This is a genomic window from Mesorhizobium sp. B2-4-17, from assembly GCF_006441275.1.
Taxonomy (GTDB): domain Bacteria; phylum Pseudomonadota; class Alphaproteobacteria; order Rhizobiales; family Rhizobiaceae; genus Mesorhizobium.
The window spans coordinates 305699-326752 of record NZ_VFUX01000001.1 but is presented as its reverse complement, the minus strand read 5'-3'; the positions used below and the strand labels follow the sequence as shown (position 1 = coordinate 326752).

The following is a 21054-nucleotide window of genomic DNA, read 5'->3' as shown; positions in this document are numbered from 1 at the left end:
GCCGCTCGCCAACAGGTGCTTTTACATCCGTCCGTCCAACTGAAGGCCCACAGTCGCATATGGAACCCAGCCTAGCCCGCTATATCTGGACGCACACCAAGAAGCAGCAGGTCTGGATATTGATCATCGTCCTGCTTTCGATGATCCCGTATTTCATGTCCTTTGACTTGCCGAAGCTGATCGTCAACGGCCCGATCCAAGGTCGCGGCTTCGAGCAACCGGGCGCGACACGGTCATTCATGAGGCTACATTATAACCTGCCGTTCATTGGCGACGTTCAGTTCTTCTCCGGTTTTCAGCTCGACCGCAAGGAGACGCTGTTTGCCCTGAGCCTCGTGTTCCTCCTTCTGGTCATCATCAACGGCCTGTTCAAACTTTACATCAACACCTACAAGGGCCGCCTCGGCGAACGCATGCTGCGGCGTATCCGCTTCGATCTGGTCGATCTCGTGCTGCGGTTTCCGCCGCGTTACTTCAAGCGGGTGAAATCCGCCGAAGTGGCGACCATGGTGAAGGACGAGGTGGAGCCGCTGGGCGGCTTCATCGGCGACGCCTTCCTGCAGCCGGTACTGCTGGGCGGCCAGGCACTGACGGCCATGCTGTTCATCATGGTCCAGAACGCCTGGCTCGGAATGATAGCGGTCGTGATCGTGGTGATCCAGATCGTGCTCATCCCGCGAATGCGGCGGCGGCTGATCGTGCTCGGGCGCCGGCGACAGCTGACGGCGCGTGCGCTTTCGGGCCGGGTAGGCGAAATCGTCGACGGCATCGGCGCGGTTCATATCCACGACACATCAAACTACGAGCGCGCCGACATCGCTGCCCGGCTTGGGCTTATCTTCAAGATACGCTTCGATCTTTACCAATGGAAATTCATGGTGAAGTTCCTCAACAATATTCTCGCGCAGTTCACGCCCTTTCTGTTCTACATGATCGGCGGATATCTGGTGATCGAGGGGCGGCTGGATGTCGGCCAGCTCGTGGCGGTGATCAGCGCCTACAAGGACCTGCCCGGACCGATGAAGGAACTGATCGACTGGGATCAGGACCGGCAGGATGTCCAGGTCAAGTATCAGCAGGTCGTTGAACAGTTCACCGTCGAGGGTGTCATTGCGCCGAGAATCGAGGCATTGACGATCGAAGATCCACCTCCGATGACCAGCCCGCTGTCGGCGGTCAGTCTGTCCATGGCGGACGATGGCGGTGCAATGCTCCTCGACCGTATCTCGCTCCAGATCAACCCGGATGAGACGGTGGCGCTGGTCAGTACCGCAACGGGTGGGGCGGAGGCGCTGGCAGAAGCCTTCGCGCGGCTGGACTGGCCGGACGGCGGAAGGGTCGCCTCGGGCGCCGACGACCTGCTTGAACTCCCCGAAGCGGTGACCGGCCGGCGCATGTCCTATGCCTCGTCGGATGTTTTTCTGTTCCAGGCAAGCCTCCGCGACAACCTGCTCTACGGGTTGAAGCATGCGCCGCTGACATCGGTGACCTATGAGGGTACCGCGGCCGACCAGCGCCGCTGGGATATCGAGGAGGCGCGCCGGTCGGGCAATCCGGATATCGATATCCACAGCGACTGGATCGACTATGCTTCCGCCGGCGCCACCGGCCCGCACGACCTCTTTGAATCCGTGCGCCGGGTGCTCGACGCGGTTGTTCTGTCGCGCGACATTCTGGATCTTGGCTTGCGCTCTTCGGCCGACCTCACGCGTCACAAGGGGTTTGCCGGGCGGATCGTGGAACTGCGTGCGACGTTGCGAACCCGGCTGGAACGTGAAGGCCTGAGCGGCCTGGTGGTTCCTTTCGAACCGGGCGCCTACAACAAGGAAGCAACGATCGGTCAAAACCTGCTCTTCGGCGCCGCCGCCGGCCCCGAACTGGCCGACCGGGCTCTTGCGGCCAATCCGTATTTCGCTTCCGTGCTGAGGCAAGCCGGCCTCGACCGCACACTCTACGAAATGGGCATGGAGATCGCCGAGCAGGCGATCGAACTGTTTGCCGACCTGCCGCCCGATCACCAGTTCTTCCAGCAGCTCGCCTTCATGAGCGCCGAAGAGATACCCGCCTACGAAACCTTGCTGCAACGGCTCAAGAACCGTCCCTATGAGACGGTTTCGGAGGCCGACCGCGCCATGATCGTCACCCTGAGCTTTGCCTATATCGAGCCCCGGCACCGCTTCGGCCTGCTGAGCGACGAGATGATGAGCAAGATCGTCGCCGCGCGCAACCTGTTCTATGAAAACCTGCCGCCCGAGTTGCAAAATGCGGTCGAACGGTACGATCCTGCCAAATACATTGCCGCGGCTACCGTCATGGACAATGTCCTGTTCGGCCGTGTGGGCAACAATCATCCCGACGCGCCGGACCGCATACGCTCCATCGTCTATGACATTCTTGACGAACTGGGACTTTATGCCGAACTTTTGAATGTCGGCCTGGACTTCAACGTCGGCTCCGGCGGCAGGCGTCTGACCAGTGGCCAGCGACAAAAGCTCGACGTTGCCCGGGCCCTGCTCAAGCGTCCCGATTTTCTTATTCTCAACCGGCCGCTGTCGGCGCTCGACCAGCGTGTGCAGGACAAGGTGCTGCGAAACGTGATCGAGGAAGCCAGACGCGACGGCCGTTCGCCGGCAATCGTGTGCGTCGTGACGAATCCGGCAATGGCAACGATGTTCGATCGCGTCGTCGTGTTCGACTCGGGTCGTTTGGTGGAAGACGGAACTCACGAGACACTTTTGGCAGGGAACGGTATTTTCAAGGAGCTGCTGTCATAGAGCATTTGCACTTCATATCGTTCCGCCGGTGGGAACTTGCCGCAAGGTCAAGGGATTTAGGTTCTGGCCTGTCGGGCACGCCACCTCCGCAGGGTTGGTTTCGCAATGCGGAAACAGAATTGATTCCATCTGGGTGCCGGTTGATCTAGTCTCGCAGACGTGAATTTGGGAAGGTTGCGACGATGCTGCTCAAGGATGAGGTTGGGATGCTGCAACGCGTCCCCTTGTTCTCCGGCATAGAGCCGACAAAGCTCAAGCTGCTTGCGTTCACATCCGACCGCGTCAGCTACGGCGCCGGCCAGATCCTTTTCCGGCAGGGCGATGAAGGGGACGCCGCCTATGTCATCCTTTCAGGCCGGGCGGATATTCTGGTCGATTCCGACAGCGGGCCGATAAAGGTTGCCGAAATGGTGCCAAATTCGATTGTTGGCGAGATCGCCATATTGTGCAACAGTTCTCGCACTGCCACCGTCAGAGCCGCGAGTCCGCTGGAGGTCCTAAGAATCCGCAAGGATCATTTCCTGAGGCTTATGAAGGAGTACCCGGAAATGACCATCGAGATATTGCGGGTTCTTGCCGATCGCCTAAGCCATACGACCGCGGATCTGATCGACGCACGAAGCGCCAAGTAACGAGTGACGTGCGCTTAATCCTCGCAATCGAGACGGTACTGGCTGCCATCTGCGACTGGACTGCGAAGGGCTAGCATGGACGACGACGTTTTCCTGGTCAGGTTTTGGGGTGTGCGCGGCAGCATTGCGGTATCGGGGCCAGAATTCTCTCGCTATGGCGGCAATACGATCTGCGTTGAGATGCGATGCGGCAAGCATACGCTTCTGTTCGACGCGGGCTCCGGCCTGCGGCCTGCCGGCGGGGTACTTCGGGCGTCGGGCGTGATCGATTTCGACCTGTTCTTCACCCATTGCCACTACGATCACATCATCGGGCTGCCGGCTTTCAAGCCGATATACGACCCGAGCGTCAAGATTACGCTTTGGTCCGGACATCTCGCAGGACGCATGACGACCCGGCAGATGGTCGATGCGTTCATACGGCCGCCGTGGTTTCCGGTGAAGCTCGATATCTGCAAGGCAAGCCTCGACTGCCGCGATTTCGTGTCCGGAGACGTGCTTCGGCCGCGCGAAGGGGTGGTGGTGCGGACCGGCAGTCTCACCCACCCGGGCGGCTGCATAGGCTACCGGGTCGAATGGGGCGGCCGCGTCGTGGCGATGATCACGGACACCGAGCATCAGCCGGACAAACTCGACCAGGCGGTACTCGACCTCATCGAAGATGCCGACCTTGTCATCTATGATTGCACCTACACCGAGGAGGAAATGGAACGCCGCCGCGGCAACGGGCACTCGACATGGCAACAGGGCGTCAAGCTCTGCGAGGCGGCCGGTGCGCGGGGGCTTGCGTTGTTTCATCACGATCCGTCACGCACCGACGAGGAACTGGACGAGATGGAGAAACTGGCCAAGGACAGGTTTGCCGGCGCTTTTGCCGCGCGGGACGGCCAGACGCTCAAATTTCCAGTCTCACTGCACAACGAGGGCTGAGCTATTTTCCTTTGCCGGCGCTGCGTCCGATCAATGTCCCGATCGGAAGCCATGCGCAGGCTTCAGCCTGTGCGGTGACCGTGAACAGCCTTTCGAGGAAAAGCCAGGCCGATTCATCATGCACGAGATGGTGGGTAAGCAGGCCGACCGGTTCGCCGCCGTCGAATGCATGCTGCAATTGCGCGATGATAGCCTGAACCAATAGGCTATGAAGGCGGCAACCGCGCGTGCCATGCCAGTCCATGATGTCGACATTGCTGTTGATGACCGCCAGCGAAGCCGGCTTCGGCGGCCCATAGACCGACAGTGCCGCAAATCCTATCGATCCAAGGTCGGATATCAAGCCGGCGTCGATCCTGTTCCAGGGTGGCACCAGCATCGGAACGGCACGTGCGCCATGCAGGCCGGTTAGGCGCGACAGCCCGCGAGCCAGATCATCGAGCACCACCCCGCGTGGCCGATGTGGGCCGAGCTCCTGCTTTTTCTGATTCTCGGGCGCATGATTTCGGTGCGCCCAGCCGTGGATGGCGACCGTGGCATGCGGCGCCTCGTCAAGCCGGCCGACAAGCTTCCCGTCGGTCAGGGCCGGAATGACGGCCAGGGTGACCGGAACCGCGAATTCACCGGTGAGGTCGAGCAGCCGATCAAGCGCAGGCGTCGGATCCACGGCGTCATCGTCGCGCAGCCAGAACTCTACCTTACGGTTCGCCCGTCGCCGGCACGCCAGTTCTTCCACCAAGGGGTCCCAGATCGAATCGGACATCATGAAACCGGGATCCCCGCAAGAAGTTCGGCCAGACGCGCCGCCGCGGCACCGAGGGAGCGCTCTTCGAGGATGAAACGCCTGGCTTCCGTGGCCATGACGGTTCTCTCGTCCTTACGCGCCAGAAGCCTTTCAATGGCGGAAGCGAACGCCGCCACGTCGCCCGGCGGGGTCAGAAACCCGGCCTTGCCATGCCGCACGACCTCCGGCACGCCGGCGATGTCCTGAGCCACCACCGGAAGGCCGGCGGCCTGTGCTTCAAGATAGGCAACGCCATAGGCCTCGCCGAAACCCGGCCAGACGTAAATTCCGCCACTGTAGAGGACATCCGGCACGGCGGCGGGCTCAATCGCGCCAAGCCATTCGATACGGTCGACGGGCAAGCCGGCGAATTGCGCTTTGACCTCTTCACGGGCAGGCCCGTCCCCGACGACCGACAGGGTCCAGGGCAGTTGGCCGATCGAACCGAGCGCTTGCGCCAGCATGCGATAGCTTTCGACTTTGTCGCCCGGGCGCATCATGGCGACGGTGACGAGGCGCGTCGGACAACCCGGTGCCGGCGTTTCCCGGAATACCGATGTGTCGATGAAGGGTGAAAGCATGCCGAGCGCGGCGCCGGGTATCGCGTCTGCCAGTCCCTGACGGTCCCTTTGCGTGAAGCAGATGTTCAGCGCCGCCTGTTCGACGGCTCGCGCCACCAACGCTTGCGTATCGGCCCACAAACCGGCGTTGCGCCGCCTCGAATAGGAAGCTTCCGCTGTCACATAAGGGACAGCAAGGGTCGACGCCAGCTCGGGCCCGATCAGGTCGGGCGCCTTGTAATAGGGATGATAGGAGAACCAGAGATCGGGCCTGCCGTCACGATCCCAAAGCTTTGTCAGCCGCACGGCTTCCTCTCGGGCCTCGATCTTGAACGCATCGAAACTTTTCGGCTCCGGTTCGCGTAGATAGAAGCGTAATTCGGATGCCAGTTCGACGGTATGCCCTCCATGCTCCAGCGCCTTGACCAGCGCCCGTGCCATCTGGCGGTCGCCGGATGCAACGGGATGATTGGGTGACTTCAGCGGCGCGTGGAAGGCAATTCGCATCGCCGGACCCTATCATCGGAAAGCCGGCGCAAGTCAATTTCGAAGCACGATCCACTTCACCTTCAAGCAGTGGAATGTGCTATCTGATGCTCATGGAAACAGCTGCCGCGTCCGACCCGTTTGTCGCTTCTCTGCCGGTCTTCGCGAAGTTCGAAAGCGCTGCCTATACCGACAATTATCGGCCTCTCCCCGATGGCTGGGCTCTGGCCACCGCCGACATCGTCGGCTCGACCAAGGCGATCGAGGCTGGGCGCTATAAAACCGTCAATATGGCCGGCGCCAGCGTCATTTCGGCGCTGCTCAATGCGCTGGGTCGGCAAGACCTTCCCTTTGTCTTCGGCGGCGACGGCGCGCTCGTGGCGTTTCCCGGCTCGGCGCTGGAGATCACCCGCAACGCGCTGGCGGCTGTTCAGAGATGGGTGGCGGACGAACTGGACCTCACCTTGCGTGCCGCAATCGTGCCGATAAAGGATATAAGAGCGCAAGGCCTTGACGTTCGCGTGGCGAGGTTCCAGGCCTCCGAAGCGGTCTTCTATGCCATGTTCGCCGGCGGTGGCGGCAGGGCGGAAACCGAGATGAAAGCAGGGCGCTACCGCATCGATCCCGCGCCGGCCGGCGCTCGGCCCGATCTGACCGGCCTCTCCTGCCGCTGGAACCCGATCGAAGCCCGGCATGGCGAAATCGTCTCGATCATAGCTGTACCGGGGCCGTCGCGCGACTTGCGCGGTTTTCAGCTTCTGGCCTCCGATATCATCGCCCTTACCGGCAGGCAGGAACGCGATGGCCACCCGGTGCCGCCGAACGGGCCGAGCTACAGTTTTCCGCCCGCCGGTCTCGATATCGAGGCGCGGGCGATGGCGCCGGCAGGATGGCGGTGGCTACCGAAGCTGTGGATATTGTTCTTGATGACGCTCACGGCGGTCAGCGATCGATATGGCTGGACGATCGGCAGTTTCGATCCGAAGATCTATAAACGCGACGTGGCCAGCAATTCGGATTTCCGGAAGTTCGACGACGGCTTGAAGATGACGGTCGACGTTGACGCGGATGTGTCGCAACGGATCGAGAACCGGCTGAAACAGGCGGAAGAGGCGGGCATCTGCAACTATGGCCTGCACCGCCAGAAATCGGCCTTGATGACATGCCTCGTCGCCTCGCCGCTGCAGCGCGATCACCTTCATTTCATCGATGGCGCGGCCGGCGGCTATGCGATGGCTGCCGCAAGCCTGAAGGCGAAGGTGCTGGTTTGATGACGGCTTGCGGAAATCGATCTTCCGCAATATGCCTCGGCCATTGTTCTTAGGACGAAGTGAGGTTCTCGGGACCAAGTGAGCCTCCCCATAGGAACGGACAGCCAGTCCGAATTGACGGGAAAGCAGATTTTTGGACGCCTCACAATCGATATATGACCGACTTCTGAACCGGATTTCGACGCGCGCCGCGCAAGTCGGCGTAATCGGACTGGGCTATGTCGGCTTGCCGCTGGCGGTTGCGGTCGCACGCGCCGGCTTCCCGGTTTCCGGTTTCGACATCGAAGCCCGGAAGGTCGAGAGCCTGAACAACGGCCGATCCTACATCGAGGCGGTAACGTCGACAGCCCTTGCCAGCCAGGTGGCGAGCGGACGGTTCCGCGCCACTGCGGATTTTGCCGAGCTGGCCGTCTGCGATGTCATCATCATCTGCGTTCCGACACCGCTGACGAAACACCGTGAGCCGGATCTCTCTTTTGTCAGGAACACGGCAGGCACGATCGCGAAACATCTGCGTCTCGGCCAGATGATCGTGCTGGAATCGACCACCTATCCCGGCACCACCGACGATGTGATCAAGCCGATACTGGAAGAAACCGGCTTGCAGTCGAAGACAGACTTCTTCCTCGGCTTCTCGCCCGAACGCGAGGATCCCGGCAATCGCAGCTTTGAAGTCGCGACGATCCCCAAGGTCGTGGCGGGCGACGGCATGGAAGCGGCGACGCTCGTGCAGGCTTTCTACCAAAGCGTGGTCAAGACCGTCGTTCCGGTTTCCACCACGGCGACCGCCGAGGCGGTCAAGCTGACGGAAAACATCTTCCGCTCGGTCAACATAGCTCTCGTCAACGAGCTGAAAGTCGTGCTCGGCGCGATGGGCATCGACATTTGGGAGGTGATCGAGGCGGCAAAGAGCAAGCCCTTCGGCTACATGCCTTTCTATCCTGGCCCCGGACTTGGCGGGCACTGCGTTCCGATCGATCCGTTCTACCTGACGTGGAAGGCGCGCGAGTACGAACTGCCGACCCGCTTCATCGAGCTGGCGGCAGAGATCAACACGGCCATGCCGCGTCATGTGGTCGATGAACTGGCGAAGGCGCTAGACCGGCGCTGCGGCAAGGCGCTCAGCCGCTCCCGCATTCTCATCATCGGGCTCGCCTATAAGAAGAATGTGCCTGACATCCGTGAAAGTCCCTCATTGCGGCTTATTGAACTCATCGAGGAGTGGGGCGGCAAAGCGGAATTCCACGACCCGCATGTTACCGAGATCCCGACCACACGGGAGCATATGGCGATCAAGGGGCGCCGCTCGGTCGAATTGACAGAGACGGCCTTGAAGGATTTCGATGCTGTCGTCATCGCAACCGACCACGACGCGATCGACTATCAGACGATCGCTGATCATGCCCTTCTGATCGTCGACACACGCAATGTTTTTGGCCGCCTCGCGCTGGCCCGAGAGACGGTGGTGAAAGCCTGAGGGCGTCTTAGCCGGCGAATTTTTTGCCCGATGTCGGGATAGTGATTGCACTCCGCCGGCAGCTTCGCCACATATGCCACGGGATAGGTGCAGTACGCCTGCTCCTGGCCGCAAGGACAGTCATCCGGGAAATTCTTCGCCGCTTTTGCCGCCGTAGTCGGCCCTGTTGACTTCGAGGGTCTTATCTTTGGGTCGTTGGCGGACTGTGATATGGCGGATCAAAGCATAATGGGTTCGTTTTCGACAGGTTTCGAGATAGCATGAGCACAGCACAAGCAGAAATCTCCACTATTCTCATGGATAAGGTTGCCGATTGGCTGACCCAGTCGGCGCTGGCGGGCAACGACCTGGAAACGTTGATAAAAGGCTTTTGCGAACGGCTGGCTGCTGCCGGCCTGCCGTTGAAGCGGGTGCATTTGAGCTTTTCGATGCTTCATCCGCTTTATGACGCGCTTGGCTTCACCTGGCTTCGCGGCCAGGGCATGGAAGTGGAAGGCTTTCGCAACAAGGCCGGCGCGCCGTCCGACAGATTTCTGACCAGCCCATACTATTATTTGCTCAGCAATAAGCTCGAGCATCTGCGACGTCGGCTCGACCCTTCGGTGCCGTCGGAGTTTCCTGTTTTCGATGAACTCAGGCTTATGGGCATCACCGATTACATGGCTTTCGTCCATCCCTTCAGCGGCAACGCCAGTCAGGGCATGCTGGGGTCTTGGTCCACCGACAGTGCCGCGGGCTTCAGCGACAGCATGATTTCGGCGCTGCTGCGCATCCAGAGCCATCTCGCGATCGCAACCAAGATGGCGGTGCTCACCAAGCTCGCCGACAACATGATGACCACTTATCTCGGCGGCGACGCCGGCAGGCGCGTGCTTGACGGTCAGATCAGGCGAGGCGAGGGCGATACAATCCGGGCCGCACTGGTGATGGCCGATATGCGTGGGTCGTCTAGGCTTGCCGAAACCTCGGGCCGCGAAATCTATATTGATACGCTGAACCAATTTTTCGACGCCGTTGCTGCACCTTTCAATCGCAGAGGTGGGCAGATCATGAGTTTCATAGGTGACGGCTTCATTGCCGTCTACCCTTGCGAAAGACACCGCTCGCAGTCCGAGGTCGCCTGCCAAGCCGCTCTTGCGGCCGCGCACAAGGCCTCCGCGCGCATGATGGATCTCAATCTGCGCAGAAAGGAGCGAGGGTTGAGCGACATACAGTTTGGTATCGGCCTGCATATCGGTAATGTGATGTTCGGCAATGTCGGGCTTACCGACCGGCTCACATTCTCTGTCTTCGGCTCGGCTGTAAACGAGGTCCAGCGCCTCCAGACCCTGACCAAGAAATATCCGCACAGCGTTCTCGCCAGCGAAGACTTCGCCGGCTACTGCGGCGCCAACAGTTGGTTGACGCTCGGCAAGGAGCAGTTGCCGGGCATCAAGCATAAGCTGACGGTGCTTGCCCCCGATCTGTCGGGTGCTCTTGCGCTCGATGAGGACGGTGCGCTGGAGACGATTTACGACCGAATGTCGGACGCCGAGCAGGTCATGCTGCTTCATCGCGATGCCGCGCGGGTGTCGACGGGTGACACCAGGAAGATCCAGTAGCCGCACTCTGATCCGAACGCCTTTGGCATGCAGTCCGGTCACGGTTCCGCCAGGGAACTGGCGATCGTTTCGAATCCAAGTTGCTCTAGGCTGGCAATGCGATAGTCTCGTTTACTGGCCCTGCCGCCCGGCAGGCCGCCAGAGTGGGCCTGGTGCGCATGAATTCGGGTGTTGATCTGCTGCGGATCGAAGATGTTGGCATCTCTTTTGCCATTATCGGTGGGCCGTTGCGTGCCGTCAGGCGCGCGAATCTTCGTGTCCTGCCCGGCAGGGTTACCGCGCTTGTGGGCGAGTCAGGTTCCGGAAAATCGGTTCTCAGCCAGGCAGTGATGGGCATTTTGCCGAACACTGCCCATGTTCGCGGCCGTATCCTGTTTTCCGATCCTGAAAAGCCGGGCACGACGCAGGATATCCTGCAGATGTCGCGTGATGGACCCGAAATCCGGGCGTTGAGAGGCAGCCGTATCGGCAAGATCTTTCAGGAGCCGATGACATCGCTGTCGCCGCTGCACACGATCGGCAACCAGGTCAGCGAATCCCTGCAAATTCATACGCCTCTAGCTCGGGCGGAGCGCAAGGCGCGGACCGAGGAAATGCTCAGCCTTGTCGGCTTTCCCAATCCCAAGCGCGCCTACGACATGTATCCCTTTGAACTTTCAGGAGGATTGCGTCAACGCGCCATGATCGCCATGGCTCTTATCTGCAGGCCCGCCCTGTTGATCGCCGATGAGCCGACGACCGCGCTGGACGTCACCATCCAGGCGCAAATCCTGCAATTGCTGCGCGGGCTTCAGACCAAGCTGAACATGGCGATGCTGCTGATCACGCACGACCTCGGCGTGGTCGCCAATGTCGCCGACGAGGTGGTGGTCATGTACCATGGCGAGATCATGGAAGCGGGACCTGTCGAGGCGATATTCCGCCGCCCGGGTCACCCTTACCTGAAGGGTCTGATGGCAGCCGTTCCGCATTTTGACCTGAAGCCCGGCGAAAGACTGAAGGCGCTTCGCGAGGTGCCGGTGAATGTCGGGAACCTGCTCGGCAAGCAGCCGGCGCCGGCATCGAAAGGGCCGGACGACATCCTATTGTCGGTGAGGGACCTGAAAAAGGTCTTCACCATCCGCAAGTCCGGATGGTTCGGCGGGGATCATCAAACCTCTGTTCGCGCCGTGGACGGTGTGAGCTTCGATATCAGGCGGGGAGAGTGCTTGGGTCTGGTCGGCGAAAGCGGCTCCGGCAAAACCACCGTCAGCAAGATTCTCATGCGGGCCGTCACCCCCAGCGGCGGCTCTGTGACCTTCAACGGCCGCGATGGGCCGATCGACGTCTTAAAGGCAGAGGAGGACGCGTTGCGCACACTGCGCGCGAAAATCCAGATGATCTTCCAGGACCCGGTTTCGTCGCTTTCACCCCGCATGACGGTGGAGAACATTTTGAGCGAGCCGCTGGAAATCCATCAACGTGGCAATGCCGCGTCCCGACTCGCCACGGTCAAGAGCCTGATGCAGGCAATCGGGCTCGATCCGCGCTTCATCAAGCGCTATCCGCACAGTTTCTCCGGCGGGCAGCGGCAGCGTATCGGCATCGCGCGCGCGTTGGCGCTGGGGCCTGAACTCCTGATCTGCGACGAGCCGGTTTCGGCGCTCGATGTCTCTGTCCAGGCGCAGATCCTGAACCTTCTGAAGGACCTGCAGAAGGAACTGGGCCTGACCTATCTGTTCATATCCCACAACCTGGCGGTGGTGGACTACATGGCGGACCGCATCGCGGTGATGTGCGGCGGGCGTATCGTCGAGCTTGCGCCGCGCGAAATCCTGCTCAGGAAACCGGTCCACCCCTACACGCGCTCACTGGTCGCCGCGGTGCCTTTCCCCGATCTCGACAGGCCGATGGATTTCAAGACGCTGAAGCTCGGCGGCGCGTCCGACACCAGCGCTTGGGGACCGCAATTCCGCGACGAGGGCGAGGAGAATACGCTGTCGCCGCTCGATCTTGGCGGCGGCCATCTCGTGCTGGCCCGTCGTTCGGCTGATGTCAGCGAGCTGCGCCATTGATCAGCCGGCGCACCGTCCTTGGACTCATGGCTTCGGCGCTTCTGCCGAGCACGTCGCGCGCCGGCGATCTGGAGCCGGAATTTCTTCAGCCCCAGCTGAAGGCCAAGGCGCTGCCGGCACTTGCCGAACGCTTGCCCAAGAGCCCGCGCGCGCTGAATCTCGCCGCGATGGGCCGGCAGCCCGGCCAGTATGGCGGCACACTGCGCACGATCATCGGTAGCCAGAAAGACATCCGGCTGATGACGATCTATGGATATGCTCGCTTGGTCGGCTATGACGAAAAGCTTGAACTGCAAGCCGACATTCTCGAAAGTTTCAACGTATCGAATGGTCGCGTTTTCACTTTCAAGATACGGGAAGGACATAAATGGTCTGACGGCAGCCTGCTGACGCCGGAGGATTTTCGCTATTGCTGGGAAGATGTCTGGCTGAACAAAGAGCTTTCGCAAGGCGGGCTCCCCCCGGCCCTGATGGCCGACGGCAAGCCGCCACGCTTCGAGATCGTCGATCCGTTAACGGTCCGCTATAGTTGGGACGCTCCCAATCCCGATTTCCTGCCCAAGCTCGCCGCTGCTTCGCCGCTATCGCTTGTCCTGCCGGCCGCCTATCTCAAGCAGTTCCACAGAAAATACCAGGATCCATTCCGGCTAGCCGGCCTGATGAAGGAGAACCGGGCCAAGAAATGGACGCTCCTGCATATCCGGATGTCGCGGCAATATCGCCCGGAGAACCCGGAACTGCCGACGCTCGATCCCTGGCAGAACCGGACGAAGCCGCCGGCTGAGCAGTTCGTCTTCGAGCGAAATCCGTTCTTCCATCGAATGGATGAGAATGGCCGACAACTGCCCTATGTTGACAGGATTGTCATGAATGTCAGTTCGTCGGAGATTATTTCAGCCAAGACTGGTGCGGGCGAGAGCGACCTGCAATGCATGGGAATTGACTTCACCGATTATGCCTTCCTGAGGGATGCGGAGAAGCGCTACCCGGTGAAGATGCATCTCTGGAAACGCACACAGGGCTCGCGGCTGGCGCTGCTGCCCAATCTGAATTGTTCCGACCAGGTGTGGCGCGGCCTTCTTCGTGACGTGCGCGTGCGCCGCGCACTTTCGCTCGCCGTGGACAGGCGCGAGATCAATATGGCCGTGTTCTACGGATTGGCGCAGGAGAGTGCCGATACGGTCTTGCCCGAAAGCCCGCTCTACCGGCCGGAATTCGCGAAGGCCTGGGTCGCCCATGATCCTGACCTGGCCAACGCCCTGCTCGACGAGGTCGGGCTTCAGACGCATGACGATGACGGCCTGCGGATACTTCCCGATGGACGCCCGGCGCAGATCATAGTGGAAACAGCCGGCGAAAGTACGCTGGAAACCGACGCGCTCGAGCTCATCACCGATCACTGGCGCAAGATCGGCATCGCCCTGTTCATCCGGACTTCGCAGCGCGACATATTCCGCAGCCGCGCGCTTGGCGGCCAGATCATGATGTCGATATGGTCGGGCATCGACAATGGCGTGCCGACCGCCGACATGAACCCTTACCAGTTGGCCCCCACCACCGACGACCAGTTGCAATGGCCGCTCTGGGGGGCCCACTACTTGTCTCACGGCACGCTCGGTGAAGCGCCCGATCTTCCAGCTGTGGTCGACTTGATGGCTCTGCTGAAGCGCTGGAACGCATCGACCGAAGCCACGGAACGCGCCGAAATCTGGAATTCGATGCTGTCGATCTACACTGACCAGGTGTTTTCGATCGGCACGGTGAACGGAACGTCTCAGCCGATTCTGGCGTCCTCGCGGCTGCGCAATCTGCCTGACAAGGCGCTCTACGGCTACGACCCGACAGCATATTTCGGTGTCTACATGCCGGATGCATTCTGGCTTGGAGAGTCCTGAGCGTGCTTCGATATATTGTCTGGCGCATCGCCGTAATGGTTCCAACGCTGCTTGTCATATCGGCGCTGGTGTTCACGATCATCGAACTCCCCCCGGGCGACTATTTCGACAGCTACGTTGCCGAGCTTAAGGCTCAAGGCGAAGCGGTGGATTCCGACCGCATCGATATGATGCGGAAGGAATATGGTTTCGACAAGCCGCCGATCGTTCGCTACTTCTACTGGGTAGGCGGGATGCTGCATGGCGATTTCGGTTATTCCTTCGAATATGAGCTGCCGGTTCGCGACGTCGTCGGGGACAGAATGTGGCTCACCGTGCTGGTCTCGTTCGTCACGATCATCTTCACCTGGCTCATCGCCTTTCCGATCGGCATGTACTCCGCCACCCATCAATACAGCTGGGGCGACTACGGCCTGACGTTCTTCGGCCTTCTCGGCCTTGCCATTCCGAACTTCATGTTGGCGCTGATCCTGATGTATTTCGCCAACATCTGGTTCGGCACGTCCATCGGCCATCTCATGGACCAGCAATATCTCGGCGAGCCCATGAGCTGGGCCAAGGCGAAGTCGATCCTCGCCCATCTCTGGATTCCGGTCTTGGTCATCGGCACCGGGGGCACGGCCAGCATGATCCGGCGGCTACGCGCCAATCTGCTCGATGAACTACACAAGCAATATGTCGTGACCGCGCGCGCCAAAGGCCTTCATCCCTTCAAGGCGCTGGTCAAATATCCGCTGCGCATGGCGCTCAATTTCTTCATTTCAGACATCGGCTCAATCCTGCCGGCCATCATCTCCGGTGCCGAAATCACGGCGATCGTGCTGTCTTTGGAAACGACCGGGCCGATGCTGATCAAGGCGCTGCAAAGCCAGGACATGTATCTGGCAGGATCGTTCCTGATGTTCCTCGCCTTCCTGACGGTCATCGGCGTTTTGATTTCCGACCTGGCGCTGGCGCTGCTCGATCCACGAATTCGTTTGCAGGGCGGCAGCACCAAATGAACACGCAATCCCCGCTGCCTGCTCCGGGTGCCCCTCTGCAACACTACGTTTCCATAGAGCCCTTTGACCTGCAGTCGGTCGAGGCGATGACTCCGGAGCAGTCGAAGGTCTTTCAGGCGTCGCAGTTGCGGCTGATGTGGTGGAAATTCCGACGGCACCGGCTTGCCCTTATGTCAGGCATATTCCTGGCGGCGCTTTATCTCAGCATACTGATCTGCGAGTTCCTGGCGCCCTACAATCTGCACACTCGCAACATGGACTATATCTATTCGCCGCCGCAGCGGGTGCACCTGTTCCACAACGGCCAGTTCATCGGGCCGTTCGTCTACGGCCGCCAGATGATGCTGGACATGGACACGCTCAAGCGGAACTACGTCGACAAACAGGATGATGTTCAGCGGATCCGTTTCTTCTGCAAGGGCGACAGTTACCGGTTCTGGGGCATGATCGAAGGTGACAGGCATTTTGTTTGCCCTGCCGAAAACGGCCAACTCTTTCTGGCCGGCACTGACAGGCTGGGCCGCGATGTGTTCTCGCGCATCATCTATGGCGCGCGCATTTCACTGACAATTGGCCTCGTCGGCATCAGTTTCAGCTTCCTGCTCGGCATAGTCATCGGAGGACTGGCCGGTTATCACGGCGGCATCTTCGACCTGATCGTGCAACGGATAATCGAAGTTCTGCAATCGATCCCCAGCATTCCGCTATGGCTGGCTCTGGCGGCGATCATGCCGATAACCTGGAGTCCGATCCTGATCTATTTCGGCATCACCGTCATCCTCGGGCTGCTCCACTGGACCGGACTGGCGCGGGCCGTGCGTTCAAAGCTTCTAGCCTTGCGTGAGGAGGATTACGTTCTGGCCGCGCAGTTGATGGGCGCCAGCAGCAGCCGCATTATCCGGCGGCACCTCATTCCCGGCTTCATGTCGCATCTGATCGCGACGGCGACGATCTCCATCCCCGGAATGATCCTGGGCGAGACGGCGCTGAGCTTCCTCGGGCTCGGCCTGAGGGCGCCGACAACCAGCTGGGGCATCCTGCTAACCGAGGCGCGCAGCGTCAATGTGATCGCGTTCTATCCATGGCTGCTTTTGCCAATGCTCCCCGTCATTCTCGTCATCCTGGCGTTCAACTTCCTCGGCGACGGCTTGCGTGACGCCGCGGACCCCTACAAGTGACATCGCTATTCCGCCGCGCGCCGCGCCGCCACCCACCGGTATGATCCTTGTAGGTAGCCTGTTCGGTTCATTGCAGTGTTCATCGTTCGGCTCTATATGCGGCGAGGCTCGATCCGGGTTTATTACGTCGCGCCCGGGTTTTACCCGCGAACCGTTCCGGTCGCGGGCATTGCCGATTTTTTGAGCTGGTTCAGGACACACGAACGCATATGAGTCGCCTCGAGAGTTTCATCCGCAGGATGACCGCACAGCGCGACATTCTCGATCAAGTCTGCGCGGAGGTGGCGAAGATCGAGGGTCCCGTGCTCGAACTCGGCTTGGGCAATGGCCGGACGTACCACCACCTGCGCGAGCGCCTGCCCGGACGCCGGATCGTGGCGTTCGACCGCGCGCTAGCCGCGCACTCCAGTTCAATTCCCGAAGCTGAAAACCTCGTGCTCGGCGAAATACGTGAGACGGCGGGCAGGTTCATTGGCATCGACGCCGCTCTTGTCCATGCCGACATCGGCACCGGCTATCAAGATCGCGATGCGGTGACCGCTACCTGGCTTCCCGAGCTGGCCGCGCGCCTGCTTCGCGTCGGCGGCATCGCGGTCAGCGGCACGCCGCTCGATCACCCGCTGTTGCAACGCCTCGTGCCGCCGCCTTCGGTGCCGGCCGATCGGTATTTTATCTGCAGGCGCGTGTAAGGACCGAGGCGACCCAAGCCCTCAGGGGATCGTGTATATCGCTATTTCTCGCTCAATACCGCGCAGCGAGACCTCGTGGGGCACGGGCGTCAGCGCGTTTCTGTGCAACAGATCGGCGGTGAGAGTGTCGTCGACCACCGCACGAGTGGCGAAGATCGCCTGTGCATTGGCAAGGTTCTGCACCCGCGAGGCTATGTTGACCGTCTGGCCGAAATAGTCCTGTCGCTCGTTCATGGACACGGCGATGCAGGGACCGGCATGGACTCCGATCTTGAGCAGCAGGTCCTCGCGCCCGCTCTTTTCGTTGAGCCCACGCATGGCTTCGCGAATCCTGAGGGCCGCGGCAATCGCACGATCAGGCGTCGCGAAGGTCGCCATCACCGCATCACCGATCGTCTTCACCACCGCGCCTGCCTCGGCCGCGACGATCTCGTGCAGAACCTGGAAATGCTCGCGCACGAGATCGAAGGCCGAAAGATCGCCCACCCGCTCGTAAAGCGCGGTCGATCCGCGCAGGTCGGTGAACAGGAAGGTCAGGCTGGTGATCTTCAGGCGCTGGTCGATGTCGAGCGTGTCCGCGCGGTAGAGATCGCGGAACGTCTGGTTGGTGAGCAGGCGCTTGGCGGTGAGGAAGGGCCGGCGTTTGCCGAGCAAATCATGCAACGCCTTGCCGGCGATGAAGACCGTCGGCAGCACGCGGGTGTCGGTCCTGTTTTCCAGCGAAATGCGCAACGGGCCGGGTTGCATCTCCAGCGTCTGGCTCTGGACATGATCGCGGTCGAAGACCAAAGAAAGGCTGCGGCGTTCCTTTGTTGGTTCCCCCTTCCCGTCGATGAACTGCACTGAATGGGTGACCGGCTCGAAGACGATGACGAATTCGGGCGGCAGCTGTACCGGCAAAACCGCCTTTTCACCGGGCGCAAGCTCGATATCCTCCAGTGAGATCTCTTCCATCTTTTTCGCGAAATCCTCATCCGGCAGATCGACGCCGGACGCCCAGTAGATCTGGCGGAAATATTCCATCAACGGCAGCTCGTGTGGATTGTGGGCGGCAATCCTGCGTATGCGGGGACTGACGGTGAATGTCACCTCGACCATCTCGTCGAGCGTCGGCGAATATCCCTCGGAGCACAGCGTGCAGGTGTATTCGTCCTTCTGCAGGGTCTTCAGCGTGGCGTTGGTGTCGAGCACGCCGCCGCAGCCGGGGCACAGGACGTTCCAGGAAATGTCGAAGATGCCCACCCGCGCCGCATGCAGGAAGGCACTTATGGCGCGCTCCTCGTCGAGGCCATGCTTGCTGGCGAAGGCTGGCGCATTGATGCGGCAAAGTTCGCGGTCTCCTGCCTCGGCGATGGTTCGCTCAATCGCGTCGATTGCCCTCGGATCGACATCGGTCGATTGCCGCAGAAGCGAAAACAGATCCTGAGCTTCGTTCATGGTGCAGGCTCCGGAAAATGCGCCCCAAGGCGTGTTGACCAGACCGCCCTTTGGTCCGAGTGTTCCATTTTACTTCGAAATGGACCGTACCGCCATTCGAATAGATAAGCCTGGTGACAGTTCAATTCCGTGCGGCGGATTTCACTGGCCACAAGCGGCACCACGCTGCATCAGCGGCGTCTTCAAACTCTACGCCATCTAACGGTATCTTGGCGCAATCGGCATCATGGATTGCAGAGACGGCTGGATTTTCAGGTGAAGTCCGGTACATCGTGGCGGGCCGATTGCCTTTGCCGGAACGCCATGACCAGCACGACCTCGCCATCCTCCGAGAAAATCGAGCCGCTGCTCCGATCCGTCCGGCCAAGCGATGCGGAGGCGCTTTGCGCCATCTTCAGCATGCCGGGCTTCCGCTGGGGCACGTTCAGGATGCCCTTCGAGAGGGTGGAGCAGGTAGAGCGGCGCATCGCCAAGTCCGGCCAGGAAACCACCTGGATCGTTGCGGAGTTGGACGGCAAGGTCGTCGGCCATGGCAGCTTGGTCGTGCAGGGTTCGCCGCGCCGTTCGCATATCGGCGAGATCAATATCGGCCTCGACGATGCCTTTGTCGGCAAGGGCATCGGCTCCGCCATACTTGGCGCGCTGCTTGACGTGGCCGACAACTGGAGGGCCCTGAAGCGGGTCGAATTGGCGGTTTATGCCGACAACGAACCGGCCATCCGCCTCTACACAAGCCACGGCTTCGAGGTCGAAGGTCGGCATGTGAAGGCCGGTTTTACCGACGGGCAGTACCACGACCTCCTGAGCATGGCCCGGCTGCGGTTCTAGGCCTCGCTGTTTCCCTTGGCGTTTGCACCACAAGCGGCTAGACGGGACCAATGACCGCCGCCTTTGACCGAACCCCTACGCCTCCGGCGGAAATTCTGGCTGTGCTGTCGCTGCTCTGCCCGGAAGTCGTGCGTGACATCGAGCAGAACTGGAATGCACCGGTTTCCGACTATGCCCGCCATCTGTGGCGGCCGGTGACAAGGCCTGCATCCGGCCCGGCGATCGCTGCCCGCTCGATCCTGCGTGAAGTCCTGCATCAGCGCCTCGGTGCGGTCATGCAACCTGAGGAGGCCGGCAAGGTCCTCGAAGAGTTCGAGCACAGACCGGTGATTCAGTCCGGCCTGCATTGCCTGCTTCTGATGGACCGGATCACCTTCGATGCCCTGCTGCTTGCCTGGCTCGGCGCGGTCGAAAACGGACTGTCCGCGTTTGTCGGCTTCATGGGAACGACGATGACCATGGAGACGATTGGCCGGGAGGGGCCGGGATGGCTCGATGTCGGCGACGCCAAGGTCAACCTGTTTGGCATGGGGCGCCACAAACTGTGCCGCAAAAGCGCCTGCGTGGCCGGTCCCGTCTCCCTCAACAAGCGCGGGCTCGAAGCGGTGGGCGATGAAACGGATGCCAGCCGCTGGCTGGGCACACTGCTTGCCAGTCAGGACAAGGTGTTTGGAACCGCCGCCGATGCACTGACAGCCCTCAACGAGGATCTGTTCGCCAATTGGGACCGTTCTGGCATGGCCCTGCCGGTTTTCATCAACGATCGGCTCGCCGGCGCTGCCATGGCGCGGCATCTGGAATCCGACGGCAACCTTCTTTCCAGGCTGCTCATCGAGCCCGCAAGACGCCAGCGTCTCGACCATGCCTTGCAAGAGGCCGCATCGAGCCCGTTTGGCAGATTCCTGCCCAATGCGACGGACTATTTCTGGGGCATCCGCGAGGAGCGCGTGCGCAAGCTCGTCCTCGACAACGGGAGACTGGTCGAGCCTGACAGGCCGAATGGCCTTTGCATCCCGTTCGAGCGGCCGCATCTCAGGCAGGCGCTGCTGGACGGCGTGCTGCTGCCGAACTTGTTCCTGATGTTCCTCGTTCTTGCCATATTGCCGCGCGTGCGGGTTGTGGGCGGCCTGAGACAGATTGGTTATGTAGCGCTTTTCCACTCGATCCTGCTGGCCGTGCTGGATGAAAACGCGCCGGAAGAGCGCGATCTGGCTGCGGAACTGCAGGTTCGGGAAAATGCCTGGGGCATGGGGGTCATCGATGAAAAGATCTCGGTCCGCGAGCAGCTTGCCGGCCTGCCGGAAGGGGCGCTCTTCCCGGACCTGCTCCGGCAATACCGTTTGCGGACATTCGCCGAGACGACCGACGACCTTAAACTGGTTCGCGAAAACCCCCGATGGCGCAAGGTCGGCCGGGCAGTGATACCTGAGCCTCAAGGCCTCATCCGGACATGACCT

At 60.8% G+C, this 21054-nt stretch carries 16 protein-coding genes; 13 read left to right on the top strand and 3 right to left on the bottom strand.

From position 1 onward, the window contains the following. The first annotated feature begins 59 nt into the window (after positions 1–59). The 3 genes from FJ548_RS01365 to FJ548_RS01355 all read left to right on the top strand — a co-directional run bounded on the left by FJ548_RS01365 (position 60) and on the right by FJ548_RS01355 (position 4336). Complete coding sequence (locus FJ548_RS01365) at positions 60–2774, top strand: ABC transporter ATP-binding protein (RefSeq protein ID WP_140610390.1); 2715 nt, start codon at positions 60–62, stop codon at positions 2772–2774. 182 nt (positions 2775–2956) lie between these two features. After that, entirely contained in the window at positions 2957–3406 is a 450-nt protein-coding gene (locus FJ548_RS01360; protein ID WP_140610391.1) for a cyclic nucleotide-binding domain-containing protein, read from the top strand. A 75-nt stretch (positions 3407–3481) separates the two neighbouring features. Continuing rightward, complete coding sequence (locus FJ548_RS01355; protein ID WP_140776381.1) at positions 3482–4336, top strand: MBL fold metallo-hydrolase; 855 nt, start codon at positions 3482–3484, stop codon at positions 4334–4336. Position 4337: 1 nt separating this feature from the next. Here FJ548_RS01355 and FJ548_RS01350 read toward each other — a convergent pair whose 3' ends face one another. Together FJ548_RS01350 and FJ548_RS01345 are read right to left on the bottom strand one after the other, a co-directional pair. Next, a complete protein-coding gene (locus FJ548_RS01350; RefSeq protein ID WP_140776379.1) occupies positions 4338–5102 on the bottom strand; it encodes a polysaccharide deacetylase family protein in 765 nt (254 codons plus the stop codon). Beyond that, entirely contained in the window at positions 5099–6187 is a 1089-nt protein-coding gene (locus tag FJ548_RS01345; protein ID WP_140776377.1) for a glycosyltransferase family 4 protein, read from the bottom strand. Before FJ548_RS01345 ends, FJ548_RS01350 begins: the two co-directional genes overlap by 4 nt. A gap of 92 nt (positions 6188–6279) precedes the next feature. On the opposite strand from FJ548_RS01345, the gene FJ548_RS01340 reads away from it, so the two are divergent. The 8 genes from FJ548_RS01340 to FJ548_RS01305 all read left to right on the top strand — a co-directional run bounded on the left by FJ548_RS01340 (position 6280) and on the right by FJ548_RS01305 (position 17332). Next, complete coding sequence (locus FJ548_RS01340; protein ID WP_140776471.1) at positions 6280–7437, top strand: DUF3095 domain-containing protein; 1158 nt, start codon at positions 6280–6282, stop codon at positions 7435–7437. A 133-nt stretch (positions 7438–7570) separates the two neighbouring features. After that, entirely contained in the window at positions 7571–8914 is a 1344-nt protein-coding gene (locus FJ548_RS01335) for a nucleotide sugar dehydrogenase (protein ID WP_140610395.1), read from the top strand. A gap of 260 nt (positions 8915–9174) precedes the next feature. Continuing rightward, complete coding sequence (locus FJ548_RS01330) at positions 9175–10515, top strand: adenylate/guanylate cyclase domain-containing protein (protein ID WP_140610396.1); 1341 nt, start codon at positions 9175–9177, stop codon at positions 10513–10515. A 158-nt stretch (positions 10516–10673) separates the two neighbouring features. Then, on the top strand, positions 10674–12569 hold the full coding sequence (locus FJ548_RS01325) for an ABC transporter ATP-binding protein (protein WP_140693738.1): 1896 nt from the start codon (positions 10674–10676) through the stop codon (positions 12567–12569). Next, positions 12566–14464, top strand: a complete 1899-nt coding sequence (locus FJ548_RS01320) for an ABC transporter substrate-binding protein (protein WP_140776376.1) — start codon at positions 12566–12568, stop codon at positions 14462–14464. The genes FJ548_RS01325 and FJ548_RS01320 overlap by 4 nt, the downstream gene beginning before the upstream one ends. Positions 14465–14466: 2 nt before the next feature. After that, the gene (locus FJ548_RS01315; RefSeq protein ID WP_140776374.1) at positions 14467–15465 is read left to right on the top strand and encodes an ABC transporter permease; all 999 of its coding nucleotides are present in this window, start codon (positions 14467–14469) and stop codon (positions 15463–15465) included. After that, positions 15462–16643: an ABC transporter permease gene (locus FJ548_RS01310; RefSeq protein WP_140693745.1), complete on the top strand. Its 1182-nt coding sequence runs from the start codon at positions 15462–15464 to the stop codon at positions 16641–16643. The genes FJ548_RS01315 and FJ548_RS01310 overlap by 4 nt, the downstream gene beginning before the upstream one ends. 209 nt (positions 16644–16852) lie before the next feature. Continuing rightward, entirely contained in the window at positions 16853–17332 is a 480-nt protein-coding gene (locus FJ548_RS01305; protein ID WP_140776372.1) for a class I SAM-dependent methyltransferase, read from the top strand. Between the two features lie 21 nt (positions 17333–17353). On the opposite strand, the gene FJ548_RS01300 is transcribed toward FJ548_RS01305, so the two are convergent. After that, positions 17354–18769 (bottom strand): adenylate/guanylate cyclase domain-containing protein, encoded by a 1416-nt coding sequence (locus tag FJ548_RS01300; protein ID WP_140610402.1) that lies wholly within the window; start codon positions 18767–18769, stop codon positions 17354–17356. A 303-nt stretch (positions 18770–19072) separates the two neighbouring features. Between FJ548_RS01300 and FJ548_RS01295 the strand changes: the two genes are divergently transcribed. Further along, positions 19073–19597, top strand: coding sequence for a GNAT family N-acetyltransferase (locus FJ548_RS01295; RefSeq protein ID WP_140764063.1), 525 nt, complete (start codon positions 19073–19075; stop codon positions 19595–19597). 50 nt (positions 19598–19647) lie between these two features. Continuing rightward, on the top strand, positions 19648–21051 hold the full coding sequence (locus FJ548_RS01290) for a hypothetical protein (RefSeq protein WP_140776370.1): 1404 nt from the start codon (positions 19648–19650) through the stop codon (positions 21049–21051). The last annotated feature ends 3 nt before the right edge of the window (positions 21052–21054 follow it).

Excerpts from the sequence above, each read along its gene's own strand:
- FJ548_RS01365 (WP_140610390.1), top strand. The coding sequence starts at position 60 with ATGGAACCCAGCCTAGCCCGCTATATCTGGACGCACACCAAGAAGCAG.
- FJ548_RS01360 (WP_140610391.1), top strand. The coding sequence starts at position 2,957 with ATGCTGCTCAAGGATGAGGTTGGGATGCTGCAACGCGTCCCCTTGTTC.
- FJ548_RS01355 (WP_140776381.1), top strand. The coding sequence starts at position 3,482 with ATGGACGACGACGTTTTCCTGGTCAGGTTTTGGGGTGTGCGCGGCAGC.
- FJ548_RS01350 (WP_140776379.1), bottom strand. The coding sequence starts at position 5,102 with ATGATGTCCGATTCGATCTGGGACCCCTTGGTGGAAGAACTGGCGTGC.
- FJ548_RS01345 (WP_140776377.1), bottom strand. The coding sequence starts at position 6,187 with ATGCGAATTGCCTTCCACGCGCCGCTGAAGTCACCCAATCATCCCGTT.
- FJ548_RS01340 (WP_140776471.1), top strand. The coding sequence starts at position 6,280 with ATGGAAACAGCTGCCGCGTCCGACCCGTTTGTCGCTTCTCTGCCGGTC.
- FJ548_RS01330 (WP_140610396.1), top strand. The coding sequence starts at position 9,175 with ATGAGCACAGCACAAGCAGAAATCTCCACTATTCTCATGGATAAGGTT.
- FJ548_RS01325 (WP_140693738.1), top strand. The coding sequence starts at position 10,674 with ATGAATTCGGGTGTTGATCTGCTGCGGATCGAAGATGTTGGCATCTCT.
- FJ548_RS01310 (WP_140693745.1), top strand. The coding sequence starts at position 15,462 with ATGAACACGCAATCCCCGCTGCCTGCTCCGGGTGCCCCTCTGCAACAC.
- FJ548_RS01305 (WP_140776372.1), top strand. The coding sequence starts at position 16,853 with ATGAGTCGCCTCGAGAGTTTCATCCGCAGGATGACCGCACAGCGCGAC.
- FJ548_RS01300 (WP_140610402.1), bottom strand. The coding sequence starts at position 18,769 with ATGAACGAAGCTCAGGATCTGTTTTCGCTTCTGCGGCAATCGACCGAT.
- FJ548_RS01295 (WP_140764063.1), top strand. The coding sequence starts at position 19,073 with ATGACCAGCACGACCTCGCCATCCTCCGAGAAAATCGAGCCGCTGCTC.
- FJ548_RS01290 (WP_140776370.1), top strand. The coding sequence starts at position 19,648 with ATGACCGCCGCCTTTGACCGAACCCCTACGCCTCCGGCGGAAATTCTG.